The sequence below is a fragment of the Exiguobacterium undae DSM 14481 genome, assembly GCF_000620805.1.
Taxonomy (GTDB): domain Bacteria; phylum Bacillota; class Bacilli; order Exiguobacteriales; family Exiguobacteriaceae; genus Exiguobacterium_A; species Exiguobacterium_A undae.
The window spans coordinates 2,584,631-2,606,641 of record NZ_KK211187.1 but is presented as its reverse complement, the minus strand read 5'-3'; the positions used below and the strand labels follow the sequence as shown (position 1 = coordinate 2,606,641).

The 22,011-nt window shown below is 44.9% G+C and carries 27 protein-coding genes and 1 riboswitch; of the genes, 20 read left to right on the top strand and 7 right to left on the bottom strand.

The features are described from left to right. Positions 1-17: 17 nt before the first annotated feature. From P397_RS0114285 to P397_RS0114270, 4 genes are all read left to right on the top strand, one after another. Positions 18-1,382, top strand: coding sequence for a hemolysin family protein (locus P397_RS0114285; RefSeq protein ID WP_051524049.1), 1,365 nt, complete (start codon positions 18-20; stop codon positions 1,380-1,382). Positions 1,383-1,524: 142 nt separating this feature from the next. Next, entirely contained in the window at positions 1,525-1,965 is a 441-nt protein-coding gene (locus P397_RS0114280; protein WP_026833890.1) for an Ohr family peroxiredoxin, read from the top strand. Positions 1,966-1,993: 28 nt separating this feature from the next. Beyond that, complete coding sequence (locus tag P397_RS18025; protein ID WP_167331064.1) at positions 1,994-2,164, top strand: hypothetical protein; 171 nt, start codon at positions 1,994-1,996, stop codon at positions 2,162-2,164. Between the two features lie 29 nt (positions 2,165-2,193). Beyond that, entirely contained in the window at positions 2,194-2,706 is a 513-nt protein-coding gene (locus tag P397_RS0114270; protein WP_026833889.1) for a type 1 glutamine amidotransferase domain-containing protein, read from the top strand. A gap of 57 nt (positions 2,707-2,763) precedes the next feature. Here the strand turns inward: P397_RS0114270 and P397_RS0114265 are convergent, their stop codons facing one another. Next, positions 2,764-3,171, bottom strand: a complete 408-nt coding sequence (locus tag P397_RS0114265; protein WP_028106936.1) for a VOC family protein — start codon at positions 3,169-3,171, stop codon at positions 2,764-2,766. 255 nt (positions 3,172-3,426) lie between these two features. Here P397_RS0114265 and P397_RS0114260 point away from each other — a divergent pair, with 255 nt between their 5' ends. From P397_RS0114260 to P397_RS0114230, 7 genes are all read left to right on the top strand, one after another. Next, a complete protein-coding gene (locus P397_RS0114260) occupies positions 3,427-4,875 on the top strand; it encodes a murein hydrolase activator EnvC family protein (protein WP_026833887.1) in 1,449 nt (482 codons plus the stop codon). Between the two features lie 207 nt (positions 4,876-5,082). Beyond that, positions 5,083-6,375, top strand: a complete 1,293-nt coding sequence (locus tag P397_RS0114255; RefSeq protein WP_028106935.1) for a murein hydrolase activator EnvC family protein — start codon at positions 5,083-5,085, stop codon at positions 6,373-6,375. 59 nt (positions 6,376-6,434) lie between these two features. After that, a riboswitch (TPP riboswitch) is annotated at positions 6,435-6,545 on the top strand. Positions 6,546-6,671: 126 nt separating this feature from the next. Then, positions 6,672-7,478: a bifunctional hydroxymethylpyrimidine kinase/phosphomethylpyrimidine kinase gene (gene thiD / locus P397_RS0114250; protein ID WP_026833885.1), complete on the top strand. Its 807-nt coding sequence runs from the start codon at positions 6,672-6,674 to the stop codon at positions 7,476-7,478. Beyond that, the gene (thiM, locus tag P397_RS0114245) at positions 7,462-8,232 is read left to right on the top strand and encodes a hydroxyethylthiazole kinase (RefSeq protein WP_051524047.1); all 771 of its coding nucleotides are present in this window, start codon (positions 7,462-7,464) and stop codon (positions 8,230-8,232) included. The genes thiD and thiM overlap by 17 nt, the downstream gene beginning before the upstream one ends. Continuing rightward, entirely contained in the window at positions 8,222-8,860 is a 639-nt protein-coding gene (gene thiE, locus P397_RS0114240) for a thiamine phosphate synthase (RefSeq protein WP_028106934.1), read from the top strand. The genes thiM and thiE overlap by 11 nt, the downstream gene beginning before the upstream one ends. A gap of 20 nt (positions 8,861-8,880) precedes the next feature. Then, the gene (locus P397_RS0114235; RefSeq protein ID WP_026833882.1) at positions 8,881-9,321 is read left to right on the top strand and encodes a hypothetical protein; all 441 of its coding nucleotides are present in this window, start codon (positions 8,881-8,883) and stop codon (positions 9,319-9,321) included. Positions 9,322-9,456: 135 nt separating this feature from the next. Further along, positions 9,457-9,822 (top strand): ArsR/SmtB family transcription factor, encoded by a 366-nt coding sequence (locus tag P397_RS0114230; protein ID WP_026833881.1) that lies wholly within the window; start codon positions 9,457-9,459, stop codon positions 9,820-9,822. Positions 9,823-9,883: 61 nt separating this feature from the next. Here P397_RS0114230 and P397_RS0114225 read toward each other — a convergent pair whose 3' ends face one another. Both P397_RS0114225 and P397_RS0114220 read right to left on the bottom strand, forming a co-directional pair. Further along, positions 9,884-10,501, bottom strand: a complete 618-nt coding sequence (locus tag P397_RS0114225) for a CHASE3 domain-containing protein (RefSeq protein WP_026833880.1) — start codon at positions 10,499-10,501, stop codon at positions 9,884-9,886. A 166-nt stretch (positions 10,502-10,667) separates the two neighbouring features. Further along, positions 10,668-11,537, bottom strand: coding sequence for a YitT family protein (locus P397_RS0114220; protein ID WP_026833879.1), 870 nt, complete (start codon positions 11,535-11,537; stop codon positions 10,668-10,670). 140 nt (positions 11,538-11,677) lie between these two features. Between P397_RS0114220 and P397_RS0114215 the strand changes: the two genes are divergently transcribed. Together P397_RS0114215 and P397_RS0114210 are read left to right on the top strand one after the other, a co-directional pair. Continuing rightward, on the top strand, positions 11,678-12,286 hold the full coding sequence (locus tag P397_RS0114215; protein WP_026833878.1) for a hypothetical protein: 609 nt from the start codon (positions 11,678-11,680) through the stop codon (positions 12,284-12,286). A gap of 183 nt (positions 12,287-12,469) precedes the next feature. Further along, on the top strand, positions 12,470-13,306 hold the full coding sequence (locus P397_RS0114210) for a formate/nitrite transporter family protein (RefSeq protein ID WP_026833877.1): 837 nt from the start codon (positions 12,470-12,472) through the stop codon (positions 13,304-13,306). Between the two features lie 112 nt (positions 13,307-13,418). On the opposite strand, the gene P397_RS0114205 is transcribed toward P397_RS0114210, so the two are convergent. Further along, the gene (locus P397_RS0114205) at positions 13,419-13,838 is read right to left on the bottom strand and encodes a YkvA family protein (protein WP_233550698.1); all 420 of its coding nucleotides are present in this window, start codon (positions 13,836-13,838) and stop codon (positions 13,419-13,421) included. 98 nt (positions 13,839-13,936) lie between these two features. Here P397_RS0114205 and P397_RS0114200 point away from each other — a divergent pair, with 98 nt between their 5' ends. After that, a complete protein-coding gene (locus P397_RS0114200) occupies positions 13,937-15,160 on the top strand; it encodes an aminopeptidase (protein ID WP_026833875.1) in 1,224 nt (407 codons plus the stop codon). Positions 15,161-15,233: 73 nt separating this feature from the next. Here P397_RS0114200 and murB read toward each other — a convergent pair whose 3' ends face one another. Beyond that, entirely contained in the window at positions 15,234-16,148 is a 915-nt protein-coding gene (gene murB, locus P397_RS0114195; RefSeq protein ID WP_026833874.1) for a UDP-N-acetylmuramate dehydrogenase, read from the bottom strand. A gap of 263 nt (positions 16,149-16,411) precedes the next feature. Here murB and P397_RS0114190 point away from each other — a divergent pair, with 263 nt between their 5' ends. The 4 genes from P397_RS0114190 to P397_RS0114175 all read left to right on the top strand — a co-directional run bounded on the left by P397_RS0114190 (position 16,412) and on the right by P397_RS0114175 (position 18,889). Beyond that, complete coding sequence (locus P397_RS0114190) at positions 16,412-16,927, top strand: GNAT family N-acetyltransferase (RefSeq protein WP_026833873.1); 516 nt, start codon at positions 16,412-16,414, stop codon at positions 16,925-16,927. 30 nt (positions 16,928-16,957) lie between these two features. Next, positions 16,958-17,425 carry a GNAT family N-acetyltransferase gene (locus tag P397_RS0114185; RefSeq protein ID WP_026833872.1) on the top strand — a complete coding sequence of 156 codons (468 nt, stop codon included), beginning with the start codon at positions 16,958-16,960 and terminating at the stop codon, positions 17,423-17,425. Positions 17,426-17,481: 56 nt separating this feature from the next. Further along, positions 17,482-17,841 (top strand): hypothetical protein, encoded by a 360-nt coding sequence (locus P397_RS0114180; RefSeq protein WP_026833871.1) that lies wholly within the window; start codon positions 17,482-17,484, stop codon positions 17,839-17,841. Between the two features lie 115 nt (positions 17,842-17,956). After that, the gene (locus tag P397_RS0114175) at positions 17,957-18,889 is read left to right on the top strand and encodes a hypothetical protein (RefSeq protein ID WP_028106933.1); all 933 of its coding nucleotides are present in this window, start codon (positions 17,957-17,959) and stop codon (positions 18,887-18,889) included. Here P397_RS0114175 and P397_RS0114170 read toward each other — a convergent pair. Then, positions 18,878-19,717 carry a GNAT family N-acetyltransferase gene (locus tag P397_RS0114170; protein WP_028106932.1) on the bottom strand — a complete coding sequence of 280 codons (840 nt, stop codon included), beginning with the start codon at positions 19,715-19,717 and terminating at the stop codon, positions 18,878-18,880. The two genes, P397_RS0114175 and P397_RS0114170, sit on opposite strands and share 12 nt — an antisense overlap. Before the next feature lie 115 nt (positions 19,718-19,832). On the opposite strand from P397_RS0114170, the gene P397_RS0114165 reads away from it, so the two are divergent. Then, positions 19,833-20,096, top strand: coding sequence for a hypothetical protein (locus P397_RS0114165; protein ID WP_028106931.1), 264 nt, complete (start codon positions 19,833-19,835; stop codon positions 20,094-20,096). Between the two features lie 62 nt (positions 20,097-20,158). On the opposite strand, the gene P397_RS0114160 is transcribed toward P397_RS0114165, so the two are convergent. After that, positions 20,159-21,070 carry a hypothetical protein gene (locus tag P397_RS0114160; RefSeq protein WP_028106930.1) on the bottom strand — a complete coding sequence of 304 codons (912 nt, stop codon included), beginning with the start codon at positions 21,068-21,070 and terminating at the stop codon, positions 20,159-20,161. Positions 21,071-21,258: 188 nt separating this feature from the next. Between P397_RS0114160 and nfsA the strand changes: the two genes are divergently transcribed. Beyond that, positions 21,259-22,005, top strand: a complete 747-nt coding sequence (nfsA, locus tag P397_RS0114155; RefSeq protein ID WP_026833866.1) for an oxygen-insensitive NADPH nitroreductase — start codon at positions 21,259-21,261, stop codon at positions 22,003-22,005. Positions 22,006-22,011: the final 6 nt, after the last annotated feature.

The following is a 22,011-nucleotide window of genomic DNA, read 5'->3' as shown; positions in this document are numbered from 1 at the left end:
AGGTGAATCCCCTTAGTTTGGGGAAACGATTGGACAGTACACACGCAGTGGAGACATTCGATACAACAACGATTATCATTCGGCTTTTGATCATTGCACTATTAATTGTGTTGACCGCATTTTTTGTCGCAGCAGAATTTTCGGTTGTCAAGATGAGGATGTCCCGAATCGATCAATTGATCACAGAAGGCAGTAAGACCGCAAAGACGGCGAAAAAATTAGTGGAGAACCTCGACTATTATCTGTCTGCCTGTCAGCTCGGGATCACCGTGACGGCACTTGGTTTAGGATGGTTAGGCGAATCGACGGTTGGGGCTATTCTTGAGATGCTCTTCAAGGAAATTGAACTTCCGCAATCCGTTTCAACCGTCGTTTCGTTTACTTTGGCATTTTCCGTCGTAACGTTTTTACACGTCGTCCTCGGCGAACTTGCCCCTAAGTCATTGGCGATTCAAAAGACGGAAGCCATCACGATGTTACTGGCACCACCACTCTACTGGTTCGGTAAAGTGATGAAACCGGTCATCTGGTTATTAAACGGATCGGCCCGTGTATTCTTACGTTTGTTTGGTGTCGAACCGGCCGGACATGAAGATGCCCATTCGGAAGAAGAAATCAAAATCATCATGACACAAAGCTATAAGAGCGGTGAAATCAATCAAACCGAATTGTCTTACATGCAGAACATCTTTTCTTTTGACGAACGAATCGCAAAGGATATCATGTTGCCGCGGACGGATTTGATCACCATTTCAAATGACGCATCGATGCAGGATATCATCGCCTTGGTCGAAGAATATCAGTTCACGCGATATCCTGTCGCGGAAGAAGGCGACAAGGATAAAATTCTTGGCTTCATCAATGCGAAACAATTGTTTACGGATCATATGGCAAACAAAGGCAAGGCGTTGAGCTATTACGTGCACAATTTACCGATCGTTTCGGAATACTCCCCATTACAGGACGCCATGCTGAAAATGCAAGTCGAACGGACGCCGATGGCTCTTGTCATCGATGAGTACGGCGGGACAGCCGGTGTCATCACGATGGAGGATATACTGGAAGAAATCGTCGGCGAAATCCGGGATGAATTCGATAAAGATGAAAAAGCAGATATCGAGCAGATCCATGAACGGTTGTATCGGATTTCCGGTCGTGTCTTGATTGATGATTTAAACGAACGTTTTAATCTCGGAATCGAGGAAGAGGATATCGATACGATCGGTGGATGGGTGATGGCGCAAGATACGGAAGTATCAAGTGGACAGGAGTTCCGTTACAAAAACCATACGGTCAAAGTGATGGAGGTCGACAATCATCAGGTGAAATCGATTTATCTCCAATTACCGGAGAAAGAACCGGTGACAGAAGACATCGTCTGAACATAAAAAGGTTGCGCGCATGCGTAGCCTTTTTTGTTCGCTTAAAGATATTTGATTGTTTATTCTCATGCTGACAGTGGTATTACTGTTTATGTGGCCAAAACATGCTACTAAAAATTAGCTGATAAAGGGGTTCTTATTCATGACGAAAACAATTCTTACTTCACGCGCAACTGCAGTAGGGGGACGCGATGGAAAGGTCGCCTCTGACGATAACGTAATTAATTTAGATCTCGTAATGCCTGGTACAAAGGGCAAAGAAAATATACCAACATCGAATCCGGAACAATTATTTGCAGCCGGATATGCGGCTTGTTTTGATGGGGCCTTTAACTTAATGGCACGTCAAGATAAAAAGCGAGTAGAAACACGCACGAATTCTGAAGTCAGCCTCATCGAGGACGAAGAAGCGGGCGGTGTCAAAATCGCAGCGAAACTTGTCGTTGAAGTGGTTGGAGTAACAGAAGAAGAAGCAAAAGATCTACTCGAGAAAACACACCAGTTTTGCCCGTACTCAAAAGCAACACGCGGCAACATCGATGTTGACTTGTCGGTAAAAGTAGTAGAGTCCTTAGACAACTGATTTTGTCTTGAAGAGGGAGGGAAGCAAAATGGCTCCAAAAGGAACGGATCGACCAAACGAAAAGTTTGAAGATGAACGAAAACGTTTGACGGACAAGGAACTTGAGCTTTCGCCCGAACAACAAGAAGAAGTGTTAAAAGGAAAAGATCAGATGCCAGATGATCCGGTCTCGTCAAGAGATCGGGGATTCGACAAGTAAGGTAAACTTTTATTTGGGGGATGAACGAAATGAGTAAAAAAGTAGCAGTCGTACTTGCCGATCATTTTGAAGATGTCGAATTCACTGGACCTGTTGATGCTTTAAAAGAAGCGGGTCATGAAGTGACAGTCATCGGAACAAAAAAAGGTGCAGAATTAGTCGGAAAACAAGAGGAAGCAAAAGTCACAGTTGATGTAACCATTGACGAGACTTCTTCTTCAGACTTTGACGCATTATTGATTCCGGGTGGTTTTTCACCGGATCTACTCCGTGAAGACGATCGTTTCGTCACATTTACGGAAGAATTTGATTCATCTAAAAAACCAATCTTCTCAATCTGTCATGGTCCACAATTGATGATTAACGCAAAAATCGTCAAGGGACGCAAAATGACAGGCTATAAATCAATTCGAGTTGATTTGGAGAATGCGGGCGTAACGTTTGAAGACGAAGAAGTCGTTGTCGACGATAACTTCGTGTCCAGTCGTCAACCGGACGACATCCCAGCGTTTAACCGTGAAATGTTAGCAAAATTGTCTTAAAAAATGTTCAAACAAAACGAGCGTCTTGACCTTGAAAAAGGGAAGACGCTCGTTTTTTTAGTTTTCCGGGTAATCGCATAACTCTGTGATCACACCATGGGAATGGCGGGGATCCATATAAATCAATCGTCGTCCGAGGGGGGTTGTTCGATACGTATCTTCTAAAAACGTAATCCCGCGTTCCTTGGCTTCTTGAATGGCTTGATCCAAGTTATCGACGCGATAGGCAATATGGTGAACCCCTTTTCCACGTTGTTTTAAGAATCGGGCAATCGGACTTTCAGGACTTGTCGGTGTCAAGAGTTCGATGTGAGCATCCTCAAAGGCGATGACAGCGATATTTGAGGCAACACCCGGTGTTGGATTCGAGTATTCACGAATCAATGTTCCGCCTAAGATAGTGGTATAAAACGTAATGGCTTCTTGCATGTCGCGAACGGCGATGCCGGTATGATCTAAATGCATAACTAGTTCCTCCTTTACTTCCATAGTCTTAGTGTGTCAAACTCTTCCACAACACGCAACGCCGAGGAACCAATCAAGATGTTGCCAAGGTCCGAAAAGAGAACTTATCAAAAATGACATACCACTGAAATATAATAGAGGCAAAATGGATGCTATAATCAAAAACGTTCTTATAATTTTTAAAAACTATTATGAAATTTAAATAAAACTACTAAATTACTTATATAAACTACACAGAAAAAGAGGGATTACTACATGAAAAAAACGTTCGCGTCGCTCATCGTTTCCGCACTTGTCCTTTCATCAACTCCTCATTTTGCATCAGCAGATGATTTAAGTGAACAAAAAGCCAAAAACGAACAAAAGCAACAAGAAAACTCTAAAACTCAGAAAAAGTTAGAATCCTCTGTTAATCAAGAAGGTCAAAAAATCTCAAAAACACAACAAGAAGTGAATCGTTTAGATCAAGCATTAAACGAAAAAATGTTTGCCGTTGAAGCAAAAGATCGTCAAATTAAAGCAACGGAAGCTGAAATCGTTGAACTGGGAAAACAGATCGAAAAGTATAAAGCAAAACTGAAAAAACAAGAAAAATTATTGGGTGACCGTTTACGCGTCATGCAGGAAAATGACGGAAATTCAATCAAATGGGAAGAAGTCATCTTCGGCTCTAAAGATGTAGGCGATCTCGTCAGCCGTGTCTTGGCAGGGAAATCGATTTCACAGCAGGACGACAAGATGATCACTGATTACCAAAACACACAGAAAAAATTAGCAGCTGCTCAACAAGAGCTAAAAGATAAAAAAGCAAAACTAGTGACAGAAAAACAAGAACTCAAACGTCAACAAGCAGAACTTGAACAACAGATCAAAGAACGTAACCAACGTTTGAAAGAACTCAGAAAACAGAAAAAGAAATTTGAAACACAATTGATGGACGCTAAAGAAGTTCAACAAATCTTGATTGCACAGGAACAAGCGATTGCAGCGGAAAAAGCAGCACGCGAACGTGAAGCGCGAATCGAGAAGGAGCGTCAAGCTCAAGCAGCACGGGAAGCTAAAGCACGTGCGGAAGCTCAAGCGGCACAAGCGGCAGCGGCAGAACAAGCAGCGGCAGAGCAACAGGCGGCTGAAGCAGCGGCGGCAAAAGCAGCAGCTGAAGCTAAAGCGAATCAGAAATCGTCGGCACCTGCGACAGGTTCAACGAAACAATCTGCACCAGCCGTAACAGTACCAAAAGCAACGCCAGCACCGACACCGGAACCAGCACCGGCACCTGCTCCATCATCATCTTCTCTGTTCATTCATCCAACAAGTGGATCAATCACACAAGGATATGGTTCAGCGAATGGTTCAAACGGCTACTCGTTCCACAACGGAATTGACTTTGGTGCACCCGTCGGAACACCAATCGTTGCAGCAGCAACGGGGACTGTCATTACAGCATCAAGTGGTGGACCGTACGGAAACCACGTCATGATCGCACACCAGTTAAATGGAAAAACGTATACGACAGTGTATGCCCATATGAGTTCATTAAATGCTCGTGCAGGACAACGTGTCAGTCAAGGGGAACAAATTGGAGCCCTCGGTAGCACAGGGAATTCAACAGGTCCTCACCTGCACTTCGAGATTCACGTAGGTGGATACAGCTACAGTGCTTCCGGTCCAGCAAATACAGTTAATCCAATGTCTATGTTATAAAAATCCACAGGAATCCTTGCTTCGGCAAGGGTTTCTTTTTTTATGCGGTTTACTGTCAGACGTGAATATGACAAAAAAACGTTTTCACTTGAAACACAAATGAAACGTTACTGAAACTATCTCGGTGCTATAATCAATCTCAGAGAGAAATACTTCGAATTAAATGCTTTTCAAATAAGAATTTATACATAAGTGAGGAAACCATACATGTTAAAAAAATTACTTTCAACGGTATTATTCGGAACATTACTGTTTACAAGTGTACCGATTTCAGCGAATGCTGCGACGATTAAAGAGAAAAAATCGCAAAATGCAGCAGAACAGCGTAAGTTGGAAAAAGCCATCAAAAAACAGGAAGCTAAAATATCCAGCGAACAACAAGAAATTAACAAAATTGATGCTGCGATTAATGAAAACATCTTCCGGATTTCGGAAAAAAATAAGCAAATTCGTCAGTTGAATGTGCAAATTGAAGATCTTGAACAAGAGATTATTCGTTATGAAGAAATGTTAGCCAAGCAAGAGGAACTGCTCGGAGATCGGTTACGGGTTCTTCAAGAAAATGATGGGAATTCAATTAAATGGGAAGAAGTCATTTTTGGATCAAAAAACTTAGGGGATCTGTTCAGTCGTGTCATGGCAGGAAAAAAGATCGCTGAACAAGATGATAAGATGATCGTGTCGTATTTGGAAACGCAAGAAAAATTAGCTGAAGCAAAAGCTGAACTTGTTACGAAAAAAGCAGAACGTGTTCAAGAAAAAGAAGCTTTACTTGTTCAAAAGAAACAGTTGAAACAGCAGATGAAAGAGCGAAGTGCAACGTTGAAAAAGCTGCGTAAAGGGAAAGTGAAATTTACGACAGAGCTACTCGATGCAAAAGAATTACAGGCAACACTGGAAGCACAGGAACGTGCCATTGCGGCAGCAAAAGCCGCAGCGAAAGCAGCAGCAGAAAAGGCGGCAGCAGAAAAAGCGGCGGCTGAACAAGCAGCAGCTGAACAAGCTTCAAAAACAGCGGCTGACACGACACGTAAGTCGACTGGAAAAGCAGACAGTCCTGCACCGGTCGTCAATGTGCCTGCTGGATCGGCGAAGTTTATTCGACCGGCAGCCGGTGGTGTCTCACAAGGGTTTGGACCAGCAAGTGGTGTAAATGGGTATACATTCCATAATGGAGTCGACATTCGTGGTCCTGTCGGGTCGCCGATTCGCGCAGCCGCAGCAGGAACGGTCATTACAGCCGGAAGTGGCGGACCATACGGAAATCATGTCATGATTTCACACTTCCTGGATGGTCAAGTGTATACGACGGTTTATGCACATATGAATTCGTTATCCGTCGGGGCGGGTCAAACCGTAACACAAGGACAATCACTCGGAACACTTGGAAGCACAGGAAATTCAACGGGTCCACACCTTCACTTTGAGTTACATGTTGGTGGATACCAGTACAGTGCGACAGGACCGGCGAATACGGTCAATCCTCTCGGATATTTCTAAAAACGGGCTTCGGCTCGTTTTTTTTTTATGGCTGTGCTACAGTGAAAAGGAATATTATTACGAGCAACTAGGGGAGCTGGAGGAGTCCGGCTGAGAGGAAAACCATTCTGTTTTCGACCCTGTCACCTGAACTGGATAATACCAGCGTAGGAAAGTTGAGATCGAAGACATGAAAGTATCGTCCGGTGTAACCGGTCGTTCATGGCGTCGTCTGCTTTTTTACAGCGGACGGCGCTTTTTGTTTTGTCGTCCGTTTTCTCTCCTTAGATTTGCTCACACGAAAGTGAGGAAACGATATGAAACATGTACTGACGATTGCAGGATCTGATTCCGGTGGTGGAGCGGGAATCCAGGCAGATTTAAAAACATTCTCCGCCCTTGGTGTCTACGGTATGAGTGTCATTACAGCAATCACTGCCCAAAATACGTTAGGGGTTCAGGCGGTTGAAGATGTGTCGCCGGCGCTCGTCGAGGCGCAACTCACCTCGATTTTTTCCGATATTCGTGTGGATGCCGTCAAAATCGGGATGGTCTCGAATCAAGAAACGATCCACGTCATCGCGCAACAACTCAAGCACTGTCGCGTTCCGATCATTTTAGATCCGGTCATGGTCGCGAAAGGCGGGCACGATTTACTGCAGACGGATGCAAAGCAGGCATTGATGGAGGAACTGTTACCGCTCGCGACACTCGTGACGCCCAATATTCCGGAAATCGAGCGGATGATCGGTTATCCGGTTCAATCGATCGAGGAGATGCGGCAGGCCACAATCGAGCTGTCTAAACAACGGGTGGATTCCGTCTTGCTGAAAGGCGGACATTTGGAAGGGCAACAAGCAACGGATCTTTTATACACACAAGGTCAACACCATTTCTTTGAGCAGGAGCGTCTGGATCGTCTGCATACACACGGGACAGGCTGTACGTTGTCAGCTGCGATTGCAGCACGCCTCGCACTAGGGGACTCGCTTACCGACAGTGTAGCCCATGCCAAGCGGTATGTGACGGAAGCGATTCGTCATGGTTTTGCGCTTGGGCACGGGATTGGACCGACGCATCACTTTTATGAATTCTGGAGGGAAAATCATGTTACGAACCATTGAGGAAAAAAAACCATTGATCCATCATTTGACGAATACCGTGACCATTAATGATTGTGCCAATATGACACTTGCACTCGGCGGATCTCCTGTCATGGCAGACGATTTGTTGGAAGTTGAAGAGATGGTGGCACTTGCCGATGCCGTCGTGCTCAATACAGGGACGCTGAATCCTGCGATGCGCGAGGCGCAACTGTTGGCAGGTAAAACCGCCAATCGTTTAGGGAAACCAATCATTTTGGATCCGGTCGGAGCAGGGGCGACTACTTTGCGAACGGATTTTATGAAGGAACTGATGCAACAGATTCAATTTACGGTGATTAAAGGAAATGCTTCAGAAATCAAAACGTTACTTGGGCAGGCGACGACAACAAAGGGAGTCGACGTCGCCGAAGGAGAATCGCTGGATTTTCATGCAGTCCGGGCGTTTGCAGCCGAATCCAATCAAGTCATCGTGGTCACAGGACCGGTTGACTTCGTGACGGACGGACAGCACGAGCTTCATCTTGATGTCGGAACGAAACGGCTCGGTCAAGTGACGGGGACGGGATGTATGACAGCTTCTTTGATTGCGACGCTGTTAGGGGCCGGTTATGCACGTTTTGAAGCTGCTGCTTTAGGAACCTTTTTGATGGGGAAAGCTGGAGAGCAGGCGGATGAGAAAAAAGGAATCGGCGATTTTCGGACCGGTTTGTTTAATGCCGTCAGCTTGATGACAGAAGAGACACTCCGGGAGGTGCATTTTAATGAAGCCTGATTATTTAGTGTATGCCGTGACGGATCCACGTCTTCAATCCAGACCCCGGCTGGTCGAAGCAGTGGAAGCGACGATCAAGGGCGGGGCGACGATTGTTCAATTGCGGGAAAAAGAAGCCTCCGGAAAGGAATTTCTAGAAGCGGCCACTCAACTGAAAACACTCGCGGACCGGTACAGGGTTCCGCTTATCATCAACGACCGGATCGATATCGCGCAGCTCGTGCAGGCAGGACTGCACATCGGACAGGAAGACATTCCGTTATCCGAAGCCCGTCGACTCTTGCCGACCGCTACAATCGGTGTCTCGGTCTCGACAGTCGAACAAGCCATCTCGGCTGAACAAAATGGGGCGGATTACCTTGGTGTCGGTTCGCTTTTCCCGACTGCAACCAAAAACGACGCGACGTTCATGTCGAAAGAGACATTGCATGCAATCCGACAAGCGGTTGAGCTTCCGTTGGTCGGGATCGGGGGCATCACGCTGGAAAATGTTTCAGAAGTAGGGACCGCAGTGGATGGATTTGCCGTCGTCTCCGCATTATTTGCCCAACCGGATGTCGAACGGGCGACAAGAGAATTTAAAGAAGCCGCCAAACAGGTGCATCAGAGCGTTTCAGACAGGGTATAATCACCTCAGAGGTGATGTACGTGAAATGGCAGTCTATTCGATTTCGGGGACGGTGGATTCGATACAGAATCGAACCACAAATCATTCGAGTCGATAATCGTGGGAAATATCATTTAGGGGCAGTATTGTTTCCGTTTCCCAATCGTTATTCTTATCAATTAGCCGTCCTGTTAAAAAATAAATATCAACAACGGTATAAGCGATCGTTATTCATTCAAACAAGCTCCATTGCGACAGAAATTTGGGGTCATACTCATCTGGATCTTTACTACCGGGTCATGTTGCGTTTGCCGTTGCCCAAACTGTTGCGGAGACGATACCGGGAACGGTTGACGAGTACAGGCATCATCGATATTGGTGTCCGGGCCGTCGATAACAATCGAATTGTCTGGGATATCGGAAATTTTTTAGGGGGTTGGCTTTTTTACTCGATCACGAGACGAAATCACCATAAACGATGATTTCGCATGTAGATCAGATTTTGTTGCAAACAGAAAGGGTGAATCAGCTCTTCTGACCAAAAGCTCATGCTTGATTTCATTTGCTTGCAATTGAGACAAAACGATGGTGCAATTGGAAGGAAAGAGGTGATGACAATGGAAGCACCCCGTTGTGAAACGATTGCCATTGATGCGAAACGCGCCAAAGAAATTGAACAGGTCGTCGATACGATTCCGACGCTTGAAATCGGAAAACTGTTTAAAGTCTTATCCGACGCGACGCGGTTACGAATTGCGTACGCCTTAACCGTCGAGGACGAACTGTGCGTTTGTGACGTCTCGGCTTCAGTCGACTGTTCGATTGCAACCGCTTCTCACCATCTGCGGACCTTGTTGAAACAAGGATTGGTCAAATATAGAAAAGAAGGCAAAGTTGTCTATTATTCACTTGATGACTACCATGTCTCCTCTCTTGTTCATTTGGCGATGGAGCACGTCAATGAAGGTAAAGCAACACACTAAAAAAACACGTATCGAATATGCCATGAAAAAAAAAGGCGTATCCGATACGTGTTTTTTTGTTTTAAGAAGCGGTTTTGGAGCGATGGAAGACGATGATAGTCGTCGCAACAAGTAAAAAGGCCAAGATTGATAAACTAAAGCACATTCGTTTGTATTCTGTCGTCATCTCCGTCGTCAATTCCAGTTTTTGCTCCAGTTCACCATATAACTTGTCTTTTATTTGCGAAAGATCCTCGAGTATTGTTTGGGTCGTTTGCGTCGTTTGCTTCGCCAATCTTTTGGCGGCCTGCGGATTATCTTGTTCATAGACGGTAAAGACTTTTTCGATGTCCGCTTCCCACGCATCATTTCGCATCAGTAAATCCTTGACGGCTCCCGGCGTTTGATTCGAAGCGTTGAGCAATCGGCGTAAATCATGAGCTTTTGAAGTGGAAAAATAATACTGTTCGATGTACCGGTCGTCTTCATACAGCAGGAGGCCTCGGACAGCGTTAGCCCGATCCCGGTTATGTTCAATTAATTGGTCGACTTGTTGAATTGTCGGAATATCTTGCGTGTGCATACCTTCAGTCATTTTCGAAATGGTTTGGTATCCGCCTAATGCATAGATTAATGGAATGGAAGCAAACAGACTGATAATAAGAATGAGAACAATACGTTGGCGCCAAAGCTGATTCATGTAATCCGTCCTTTTTCAGTAAAACGTCATGTCATTAGCTTAACCACTATTTCCCAAAAAGTGAAGAGTTCTTCAAAAAATATGGAACATTTTCTGCTGACTTGCGTATTATACACAAAAAACCGTCGCAACCCATAGTTGCGACGATAGAAGTACATAAGGATTATTAAAATGAATACGAATGTTCCTTGTAGTTTCCAAAAACGGTATGAATTTCTGAGAAAGTCACAAAAGCGTTGGATTCAACAGAAGAGACGATCTCTTGGAGCTTGAGAATCTCGTTGTTTTGTACGACGACATAAACCATCTTTTTTGTCCGTTTCGAGTACCCGCCACGGGCATCAAGAATCGTTACGCCCCGACCGAGTTCTTTCGTGATGACTTCATTGATTTCATCTGCTTTTTCACATATGATGATGCACTGTTTTGAGGCTGAATAGAAACTGTAGACGGTTTGGAGTGCTTTGGCACGAACGAAGCTCATGATTAAAGCGTACATGACGTGTTTCAAGTCGAATACGAACCAGACCAGAATATAAATCACCAAGTCTTGCATCAAAAATATACGGGGAAGCGGCCAGTTATGAAAACGAGCATAGAAAAATTTCCCGAGGATATCAAGCCCGCCTGTCGAGGCACCACCAAAGAAAATCAAGGCCATCGCAAGGCCGGAAACGAGTCCTGCAAAAATCGAGGCGACAAGAGGGTCATTTAGAGATTCAGGGACAATTTGTGTCGGAATCCAATCGATTAAAAAAGAGGATACAAGGACAATGATTCCGGACAAAAACATGAATCGTTTTCTTAAGAAACGAAAACCGAGTAAAAAGAGAGGGATGTTTAATACGAGCTGGGTTAATCCGATTGGTGTGTGAAACAGTTCTTGTGCAATCAGTGTAATTCCCATGATACCACCCGAACCGATATCGTTTGGTGATAACAGTAAGCTGATGTATAAAGAGTACAACAGCGTTCCAATCAAGAGGAAGCCAATTTTTTCCGTCCGTTTTTTCTTTGCGGGTTGTTTAGTTTTCATTGTGATTGATGAGAAATCTCATGCTCCTCCTCTAAAAAAGTATCTGCCTGCAAGAGTACGCTGATATTCGGATAAATTCAACCCCTGATTTGAAAAAAATCAGCAGAACGTTTGGAATTTCGAGAAAGGAGACGGTCATCTTGAAAAAAATCATCCTTGTCCTCCTTTGTATCGGGATTGGACTGTCGAGTGGTTCTTTGTTTGTCCTGAAACAGGAAAAACCTCCGGAAGAAGAGGGGTGGAAAGATGGTCGCGTAGTCGTGCGACATGTCGGAACATCGGTATCGAATACAGCTGCCATTCAGGAATTGATTAAACAACTTCCGTTCTCAGACGCGCTTGACAACGTGTCGATTGACGGATCCTCCGTACAGATGTCTTATCGTGTGACCGGACAGGAACGCATCGATTGGACAGGCGCGAATACGGAGAATATCACACGTGACAGCCAATCTTTTTCGGAAAGTCGACTGTCCAAGTTGATCATGCATCATACGTTGGCTCTTTTTTTAAGCATTTCAGATCTGGTGGAGTTAGAGATTCAATACAGTGATCCGTTCACGCGTATCGTGTTCAGCGTAGATCGCCCAAGGATTGAAGCCTACACACCGCAAGACATTGATCGAGCGACTTCGTCCTCGGACCGCTTCAATCGGGTCGTCGTCGAAGACTACATTCTCGTGGATTCAAGACGGTTGGTATTTTTAGAAAAGTTCGCGGATTCCTTAAAAATCATTCCTGAAAAGTAGTTGTATCTAGCAAGAAAAAGCATTTTTCACAAACTTGACACAATGGTATCGTTTTCATCTCGTTCTTTCAATAAAACAGTAAATAAGGTCTATTCATCACTTGAACATCTTATAAGATGGAAGTATGATAATAAATGAACAGACATTGTGAAGTGTTGAACAAGAGAAAGCGAGGTTTCTACGATGAACGAGGTAGAAGCATTAGAAGGATTAAGAAAAAAAGCCGTCAAATCGACGCAAATGTTACAGATGCGTCCACTCGAATATTTGGTTCGTGCGATGCTGGCAGGCGTTTTCATTGGTTTTGCAATCATATTTACACTTAAAGCAATCAACGGTTTATATTTAAACGAATCACCGGTCACGACACTTGTTGGCGGATTGACGTTTGGTGTTGCCCTCGTTTTAATTGTTTACGGTGGAGCTGAGCTGTTTACGGGGAATACGATGTATTTTACGACAGCGACGATGCGTGGGTTCACTTCAAAAATGGATACGTTTAAAGTATGGACACTTTGTTTCATCGGAAACGGTCTTGGTGGTCTGGCATTCGCCTTACTGTTTTCACAAACCGGCATCATCCAAGAACTTGGTATGAATAACTGGTTGTTTGCAGTGTCCGAAACGAAGATTCACCATACGACATGGGAAATCTTCACACGTGCCATCTTTTGTAACTGGATGGTCTGTCTAGCGATTTTCATTCCGAAAAACATGAAAAATGAGTTGGCTCAGATCATGATGATGATGATTTTGGTAGCTGTATTCTTTGCTTCTGGATTTGATCACGTTATTGCCAATATGGCTCTGTTCTCACTTGCTTTAGTCGTACCACACCCTGAAGCGATCTCATTCGCTGGTGCAATCCACAATCTAGTTCCGGCCTTGCTCGGTAACATCGTTGGTGGAGCTGTCTTCATGGGGATGGTCTACACATGGTTGAACAAATCGAAATTAGAAGTGGATCAATCAAATCAACAAGCAGCAACGATTAATATCGCTTCAAAACAAAAAGCATAATATCGTACAGACGATGAAGCCTATACAAAAATGGACCTGACGGTTAGCCGTCGGGTCCATTTTTTGCTGTGTGTATGCAGTCATGTTCTTTAGTGACCAAAATCTGCTGTCTTTATTCGAGGTGTTGAAAACGATCGACGTCCGCCGCCAGTTCCTCGTAGATGGCTTCGACGATTTGAGCATCGTCAAACAAACCTAAGATGTTTTCATCCGGTAAGGCATCAACGGGAGACGTGAAATAGAGAACTGCCGTCAATAAGAGTTGTTCTTGTTCAGGTTGCATCTCGAAACGTTTGTGAGATAAAGCGCGTAACATGTCCAGCAACTGTTTGAGTTGGAAATAGAGCACGAGTTCAGCTTCACGTTCGATATCCGACCCGTCTTCTGATGCGAGATCAGTCGTCAATCGTGCCAATCCGAGTTCGCCTTGAATCAATAAATCTTCCTGTGCTTGTGTATTACCGACAGCTGCTAATGCTTGCCGGTGAAAATAGGTATACGCGGATTTAAAATCGCCTGGTGTAAATTCCATCATCAACACTCCTTCTATATCTCTAGTTTCACCTTATTTCTTGCAAAATTGCAACTATTTCGTGAAAATAAGAGTAATAGTTGAAAGGGGATTACATAATGCCGACTCAAGAACAGTTAAAAAAATATGCCGCACTTGCGGTACGAACAGGCGTCAACCTGCAAGCAGGCCAACAACTCGAAATTCGTGCCGGAATCGAAAATGCACCACTCGTCCGTGAAATCACACGTGTTGCCTACGAAGTAGGTGCGTCAAACGTTTACGTCCAATGGTCTGATGACGAAATGACGAAGATTCGTTACTTCGATGCACCGGAAGATTCATTTGATGTATTCCCACAATGGCTGACTGCCCGTTTTGATCAGTTGGCTGAAGAAAAAACAGCCTTTTTATCCGTCGTCAGCGAAGATCCGGATTTATTGAATGGAGTCGAATCGAGCCGGATTGCAAGAGCGAACAAAGCAGCAGGTGTCGCGTTAGCCAACTGGCGTAAATTCGTCATGAGTGATAACGTCAGCTGGTGTGTCATTGCTGCGCCGTCAGAAGCTTGGGCGGCTAAGGTATTCCCGGACTCCGAACGAGCAGTAGAAGACCTGTGGGATGCTATCTTGAAGGCGACACGTGTCGACCAAGACAATCCAGTCGCTGCTTGGGAACAACATGATGCCAACTTGCGGACAAAAGCAACCTTCCTGACAGAGAAGAAATATAAAAAATTACACTACACTTCACCTGGAACAGAATTGACGATCGAATTACCGGAACGTCATGTGTGGCTCGGTGGCGGTGGTCCAAACGCAGACGGAGTCGACTTCATCGCGAACCTGCCGACGGAAGAAGTCTTCACGTTACCGAACAAGACGGGTGTCAACGGTCATGTTTCGAGTACGAAACCGCTCAGCTACAGCGGAAACTTGATTGATGAGTTCACGTTATGGTTTGAAGACGGGAAGATTGTCAAAGCCGAGGCGAAACAAGGGCAGGCAGCGCTGGATGAGTTGATTTCACTGGATGAAGGCGCACGTTATCTCGGTGAAGTAGCCCTCGTTCCACATCATTCACCAATTTCAGACTCGGGTATTTTATTCTACAATACGTTGTTTGATGAAAATGCTTCTTGTCACTTGGCCATTGGTCGCGCGTACTCGACGTGTCTTGAAAATGGACCAAGTTTATCAAACGAAGAATTGGCTGAGCAAGGTGCCAACGATTCGATGACACATGTCGACTTCATGATCGGTTCAGCAGGTTTGTCGATTGACGGCGAACTGGCGGACGGAACACGTGAACCCGTCATGCGTGAAGGAAACTGGGCGATTTAAAGATCGCGATGCATAAGAAAACAGGGAGTAGACGATCACACGATCTGTCTGCTCCCTGTTTTTGAGTTGTTGGTTATAATTCTTCGCCGATGATTTTCACTTCAGGTTCGAGCAGGATGCCGAACTTTTCTTGGACGGTTTCTTGCACGTGGCGAATGAGTGAAATATAGTCCGTTGCCGTCGCATCTTTAATATTGACGATGAAGCCGGCATGTTTTTGAGAGACTTCGGCGCCGCCGATCCGGGCCCCTTGCAGACCACTGTCTTGGATTAATTTCCCGGCAAAATAACCCTCGGGACGTTTAAAGACGCTGCCACAAGATGGATATTCGAGCGGTTGTTTCGTTTCACGTTTATGCGTCAAATCATCCATCATCTCTTTGATTAATGTCGGATCACCTTCTGTAAGCGAAAACCGGCCTTCTAAAATGATGTACTCTTTTTTCGAGAAACAGCTTGTCCGATATCCGAGTTCAAGCTCTTCGTGTGAGATGTTCAACAGTTCGCCTTTACGTGTCAAGACGGTTGCACTGTGGAGGCAATCTTTTACTTCCCCGCCGTAAGCACCTGCATTCATGATGAGCGCTCCGCCGATCGTGCCTGGGATACCGCACGCAAATTCCAGACCACTCAGGGCATGATCGTAAGCCACGCGTGAAGCTTGAATAATCGCGGCTCCACTCTGGGCGACGAGCTCGTGTCCTTCGACTGAAATATCGGTTAATTTCTCGAACGACAGAACGATCCCGCGAATCCCACCGTCGCGGACGACAAGATTCGAGCCGTTTCCGAGCATCGTCAAGGGGAGGTCATTTTCATACGCGTATCGGACAGCGAATGCTGTTTCTTCGTATGTCGACGGAATGAGGAACAGGTCCGCTAATCCACCCATCTTTGTGTACGTATGATACTTTAATGGTTCATTGATCAAAACAGCTTCTTTTGCAATACCTTCATATAATCCAGCCAATAATTGCTCAGTCATCATTTCTCAGTCCTTTTTCATAAATTCCATTCAGCTAAAAAGCGCTCAAAATATATTTTACACTAATTCAGTGTTTGATGTTCAACATACAGTTCCCAAAATACAGAGTTGACAGGTAAAAAGCAAGTCGTTCTAGAAGAATGTCATCGAATAGTCATCCAGCCATTGCGGTATTCTCCGAAAGAACACAACGGGATGAAGCATGAATAAAAGAAAAAAGGGGAAAAAATAAAGAACCAGCTCAAATGAGAAAAGGGGGATTTAACATGGAAAGTGAACGGTTAAGAATGCGGCCATTCTCAGAGGCAGACTACCCATTTTACAAAACGCTTGTCCAAAATGAACTCGTCATGCGTTATATCAATGGTGGAATTGCGTTGGATGACGCAGAAGCTCAGATTTGGTTTGAGCGGCAATTCGAACGATATGAGGATGAACGGCAAACCGGTTTTTTACTGTTAGAGAAAAAGGAAACGCGAGAAGCTGTCGGGTTTGCCGGTCTTGTGCTTCAAGAAGTGGATGGAGTGGAGGAGTTAGAAGTCGGATACTGGTTAACACCGATCCACTGGAAAGTCGGGTATGGTCGCGAAGCCGCCAACCGCTTGATGCAAGAAGCCTTTGAGCGAGGGAATGACCGGTTGATTTCCATCATTCATCCGGAAAATACGTCTTCCCAAAATGTAGCCCGGGCGAACGGGTTACAATGGGAAAAAGAAACAGTGTTTAAAGGGGTTCCTGTCGTCATCTATTCCTGTCGACTCTCCCGTCTGTTTAGAGGATGACAGATTAAAAGTTAAAGGAGCGAGTCATTTATGTATCAAACCAAGTTGGTTTCATTTGATGAATTGGATGGTGCGAGCCTATACCAATTGTTAAAGCTGAGAACAGACATTTTTGTCGTCGAACAAAACTGTCCATATCCGGAACTGGATAACCGGGATCAAGCATCGTTGCATGGTCTGGCGTATGAAAATGACACATTGATCGGTTGCCTGCGTATCCTTCCGAGAAATCAAGCCGGAGCAGTGGCCATTGGACGGGTTGCCGTACATGCTGATTACCGTTCGAACGGCATAGCAAGAAAGCTGCTCAACGAAGCGATTGAATCGATTCAAGAGCAGGGTGAAATCTTGATTGACTTGCAGGCACAAGCCCATTTAAAGGAATTTTATGCTTCGTTCGGATTCGAAGAAAAGTCAGAAGTCTATTTGGAAGACGGAATTCCGCATCTCGATATGCAAATGCGGATAGAAGAAGTTTCGAAAAGACTTCAGGAATAGAGGAGACAAACCGATGATGATAGCAGGAAGAAGTCTATTCGGAGGTGAGTCAGTCATTGAAAAAAGTACTGGTCATTCTCGCACTAAGTCTGATCGGCGTCTTATCGTTTGCAGTCGGTATTTCGTACGCCGAACTCCAAAGCAGCCAACGCCGTTCGGAAGAACAGTTAGCTAAGGTGCTTCAAACACGACACGATATTAGTAAAACGTCACTTCTCGAAGTTAAGGCGTCTTTTTCATTGAAGCATCGACAAGTCATCACAGTTCGTTTACGTGGAGAACCTGCTGTTACGTATGAATTCATTCAACCTAAACAACAAATCGAGTATATCGGTTCGGTCGGAACAAGTGTCGAAAAGACTGGCAAGCAAGATGAAGCCTTTCGAAATTCACACTTAAAGGTGAGTGAAAACTAAAAATCCTGGTGTGTTCTTGAAGCAGAGAACCATCAGGATTTTTTTGAGCCTTTCAAGAAGAACCGATATTGCGTACACTACTAGGAGAGATACTATTCAGGAGGTAGGCGTACTTATGAAACGATTTGTTAAAAATGAAGCAGTGGGTCTTGCAATAGAAGCCTTTCGAACGATGGATCGGGAGAGTTTTTATACATACAATCAGCAGTTGACGCCGGAAGAACGTCTTGCACTCAATTTCATCAACCGAGCGGTTGCTCTTCAGTCGGTCGAACATTTATCATTGGCACTTGAAACCGATCAACCGGTCGTGGAGCTGGATCGGATTTTCCTGGGGTTAGCAAACACGAAAACAGGAAAAGTCTTGCTGGAAAACTTGTTCACGTCCGGCGTAGATCCAAATCAGTTAGTCGTGATTGACGGTCACCGTTCACTCGTCCGGCAACCGTTGGCATTCCCGGTCGGACTATACGGCGTTTATGATCACGACTTATTTGATTTGGCTGTCAAAAACGGTCTAGATCTTGCGTACACGACGACATTACAACGGAGTGATCGTTTTTTGGAAACGCATGAAATCAACACGCTCGACATCGTTCTGTTGCTTACCCATACAGAGGAACTGGATGAACGGAGTCTCGTTGCATTCGACAGACCGACGACCGTCGGGTTAGTCGAACGCTTGCACCGCTCGAATGCAAAGAGTCTCAAGTATATCGTCGACCAAACAAACTATGATGTGTCTTTTCAATACGCGAAACACTATCCGCTGTTTTACGCAATCGTTGGCCGTCAAACGGATCTGTTCGAACAAATGCTCCAAGATGCATTAAAACAACCGCATCATGAAGCGATGATCAAGGATGCTTTGCTTGCTTTTCATAATTATCAGCCGGGACTGGCAACAAGTCTCGGTGAGGTCTATCAAGAAAGTCTATTCGAGATAGGGCATCAATTGAAGACGCATGCGAAGGTAGATTTTAATCAGCTGGATGATCAATATGTATTGCCGGAGTACCGAGAACTTGTCGAACAGTTACGTCGTTAAGGACACCGTGTCACAACAGTAACGATGCCAGTGGGAAAAGATTTGAAGATCACAAAAGAGTGCAGGCTGATAAAGGCGAAGCGCCTCCTGATGCGCTGAAAAACAATAGACTTCAAAAGAGAGAATGTTCTTTTTCCGGAGCTTGGCCTGAAACGTATCTAAAATACGTCGACCATATCCTTGATTCTTGAGTTGGGGAAGACATGCCATTTCAAGAAGGCGAACCGTTTGTTTATGTGTTTGAATGACGATGGTTCCGATGACTGTTTTTTGATCATAGACGAGATAAGGCAGAGCACCCTGATCGATTAAGTAATTCAAGTGTTCGAGCTCGTAGGAAAAAAGAAAATCGGAAGTGCGCACCGCATCATTTCGGATGTTCAAAAAAAGATGACGGTTCCGCAGGGTAAGGGGTTTGAACTGAACAGAGGGGACACGTTCATGCGTCAGACCGATTAAGCGGAACTGTTCACTGGACAGCACATAACCAAGCGTCGTCCAGGTTGATACAAGTCCGAAATCGTGTGGTGGGATGATTTGTACATCGATATGTTTGGGGGAATAAGAAAGTGCCCTGTAATGAACATCGTGTGCAAGAGCACGAAATGCCTGCAGGTTGGTGTAAGCTGCATTGAGTATTTGGACGGAGTGTTCAAAAACATGGAGCCCGATTGTCGCACAGACCGTATTTCCTTCCCAGATGGTCCATTGCTGATGTTCAGCCGGTGGGGGTGTGATGACCGGAGGGAAAAAGCGGTTGTTTTGCAATAATTGATGAACGAGACGACGTTGGTAATGGGACAACTGCCCATAGGGTAAGATGTGCACAACAGACACGTCCTTTCATAAAATGGTGCAAAGCAAATTCAGTATACAAAAAAACATAGATGTAATATGGTTTTATTTTGAAATATAAGGAAAAATATAAGGTGGTAATCACATCGTGAAAAAAAGTTTAATGGCGTTAGGATTCTTGTTTTTCTTGATCGGCATTCCACCGGTTCACGCACAAGAGTTAGAGAAAAATGAAATAAGTGTCCGTGAGTCGCCAACATATGGGAACTACGGGACAGTCGATGAAATCATTACCGATCAAAAAGAGCCGACCTATGACGGATTTGATTCGCCAAATGACATGGCCTTCCTGTTTGCCTGCATCGCATTGCTTGCGACGGTGGGTCTCGGAATCGTTAATGCGACGGACTAAACAAAAAGGCGCGTTCTCTCTAAATAACTTAGAGGAAACGCGCCTGTTTTGATGCGGAAGGATTAAAAATGGATGTGTTTTCTCCGGCCGACCCGTTCAATCCGGTCATGTTCTTCGTTTAATCCGGCTTGCTCGAGTAAATCGAGATAATAGCGGAACGGCGTCGAACGATGTGAAAAATAAGGAATATATTCTGTGAATAACATCGCTTCCGCCCGTTCGAGTTCGCGTAATGCGATCAAGGCATGAAGCTCGGCAAATCGGATTTCTTGGTACAGTAACAGGACATCGGCATCGATTCGAACTTTCATCTGGAGTTTTTTAGCGTGTGCATTCAGCAATGCGACGTAGGCTTCACGTTCTGAAGCGTTTGTACAATGTGTGAGCACGGCAAGGAAAAGATCACTCCGTTCCGTATCGACATCAATCGGTACCTTGACGGCAGTGTAGATCGCCCGTTGCATCCATGTTTGGTCCTTGGACTCGAGTTTATAATAGCCGACCAGTTCTTCAAATAATTCAACCTGAGTGACTTTGATGAGTCGAAAGGGGTCATTGCTCAAAAAGAGAGGTTCCTCGCCTGCAGCTGAAGAGAGGAGGAAAAAGAATTCCTCAAACGCAACACGCGTGCCGTTTTTACGACCGATGTAATGCCGTAAATGTTTGAGCAAACGTTTAGCGGTGATGTACCAGTTTTTTTGTTCACGGACCGAAACCAGTTTATTGGGTTCTAGATACTGAAGATCGTAAGCGAGTTGAATGAACTGATCCGTCTGTTCGATCGTTTGTTCGATCGTTGGTTGTTCCTGCTCTTTTTGAAGATTTTTGTATTTAGCGAATTGAGCCAACATTAAATCCAATTCTTTTTCTTCGATGACTTGTTTGGGGAGTTGGCGATAGATTTCTACGATGATGTCGCGAAGGGTCGTATCGCCATATTGTTCGAGTAAAAGACGTAGTTTACGAATTCTCATAATCGCCCTCCTTCGACAAAAAAGACACAATACTTCTCTTATCCCTTTCCCGCTTTTTTTAGAAGTTAATCGATAGGATGAAGAACGAAAGCGATTTTAAGTGTAAAAACCGAACGTCTTTCATTTGCACTTTCAGGAGATGTTTGCCTATCGTTAAGAGAATCATTAATTCAAGGGAGCGATTATTCATGAACGAAACCATTCAGCATCTACTTAATCACCGGTCCATCCGTAAATTCAAGCCGCATCAACTTGATCAGGAAACGATTGAAATCCTGGTCCGTTCCGCACAGGCGGCGTCTACTTCCTCTTACCAACAAGCCTATGCAATCGTTGGTGTGGAAGAAGAAAATCTTAAACAACAACTGGTCGAAGTCGCGAGCGGACAGACCTACGTCGCTGACAACAGTTACTTTTTCGTCTTTTGCATCGATTACCATAAGCATGTGCTTGCGGCCGAACTCGCATCCGGATCCGTTGATCAAACCGTCGAAACGACAGAGGCCTTGATTGTAGGTGCCGTCGATGCCGGACTGGCGGCTCAAAATCTTGTAGTTGCGGCAGAATCGTTAGGATACGGAACGGTTTATATCGGTTCATTACGAAATGACGCTGCTAAAGTGAGTGAATTACTCGAATTGCCAAGTCATGTCGTGCCGCTGTTTGGCGTTGCCGTCGGCATTCCGGATCAACAGCCCGGGAAAAAACCCCGCCTTCCGATGGATGCGGTCTTCCACCGAAATACGTATACTGATGACGACACGATGCGTCAGTTGCTGTCCCAATACGAAAAAGAAACATCGTCTTATTACGGCGAACGGACAGACGGACGTCGGACAGAAGGCTGGGTAAACCAGATGGCTGCTTCGATGAAGGATCCGAAACGGACGTATTTGCGTCACTTTTTACAGGAAAAGCACTTATCGCGCGATTAAAACGGA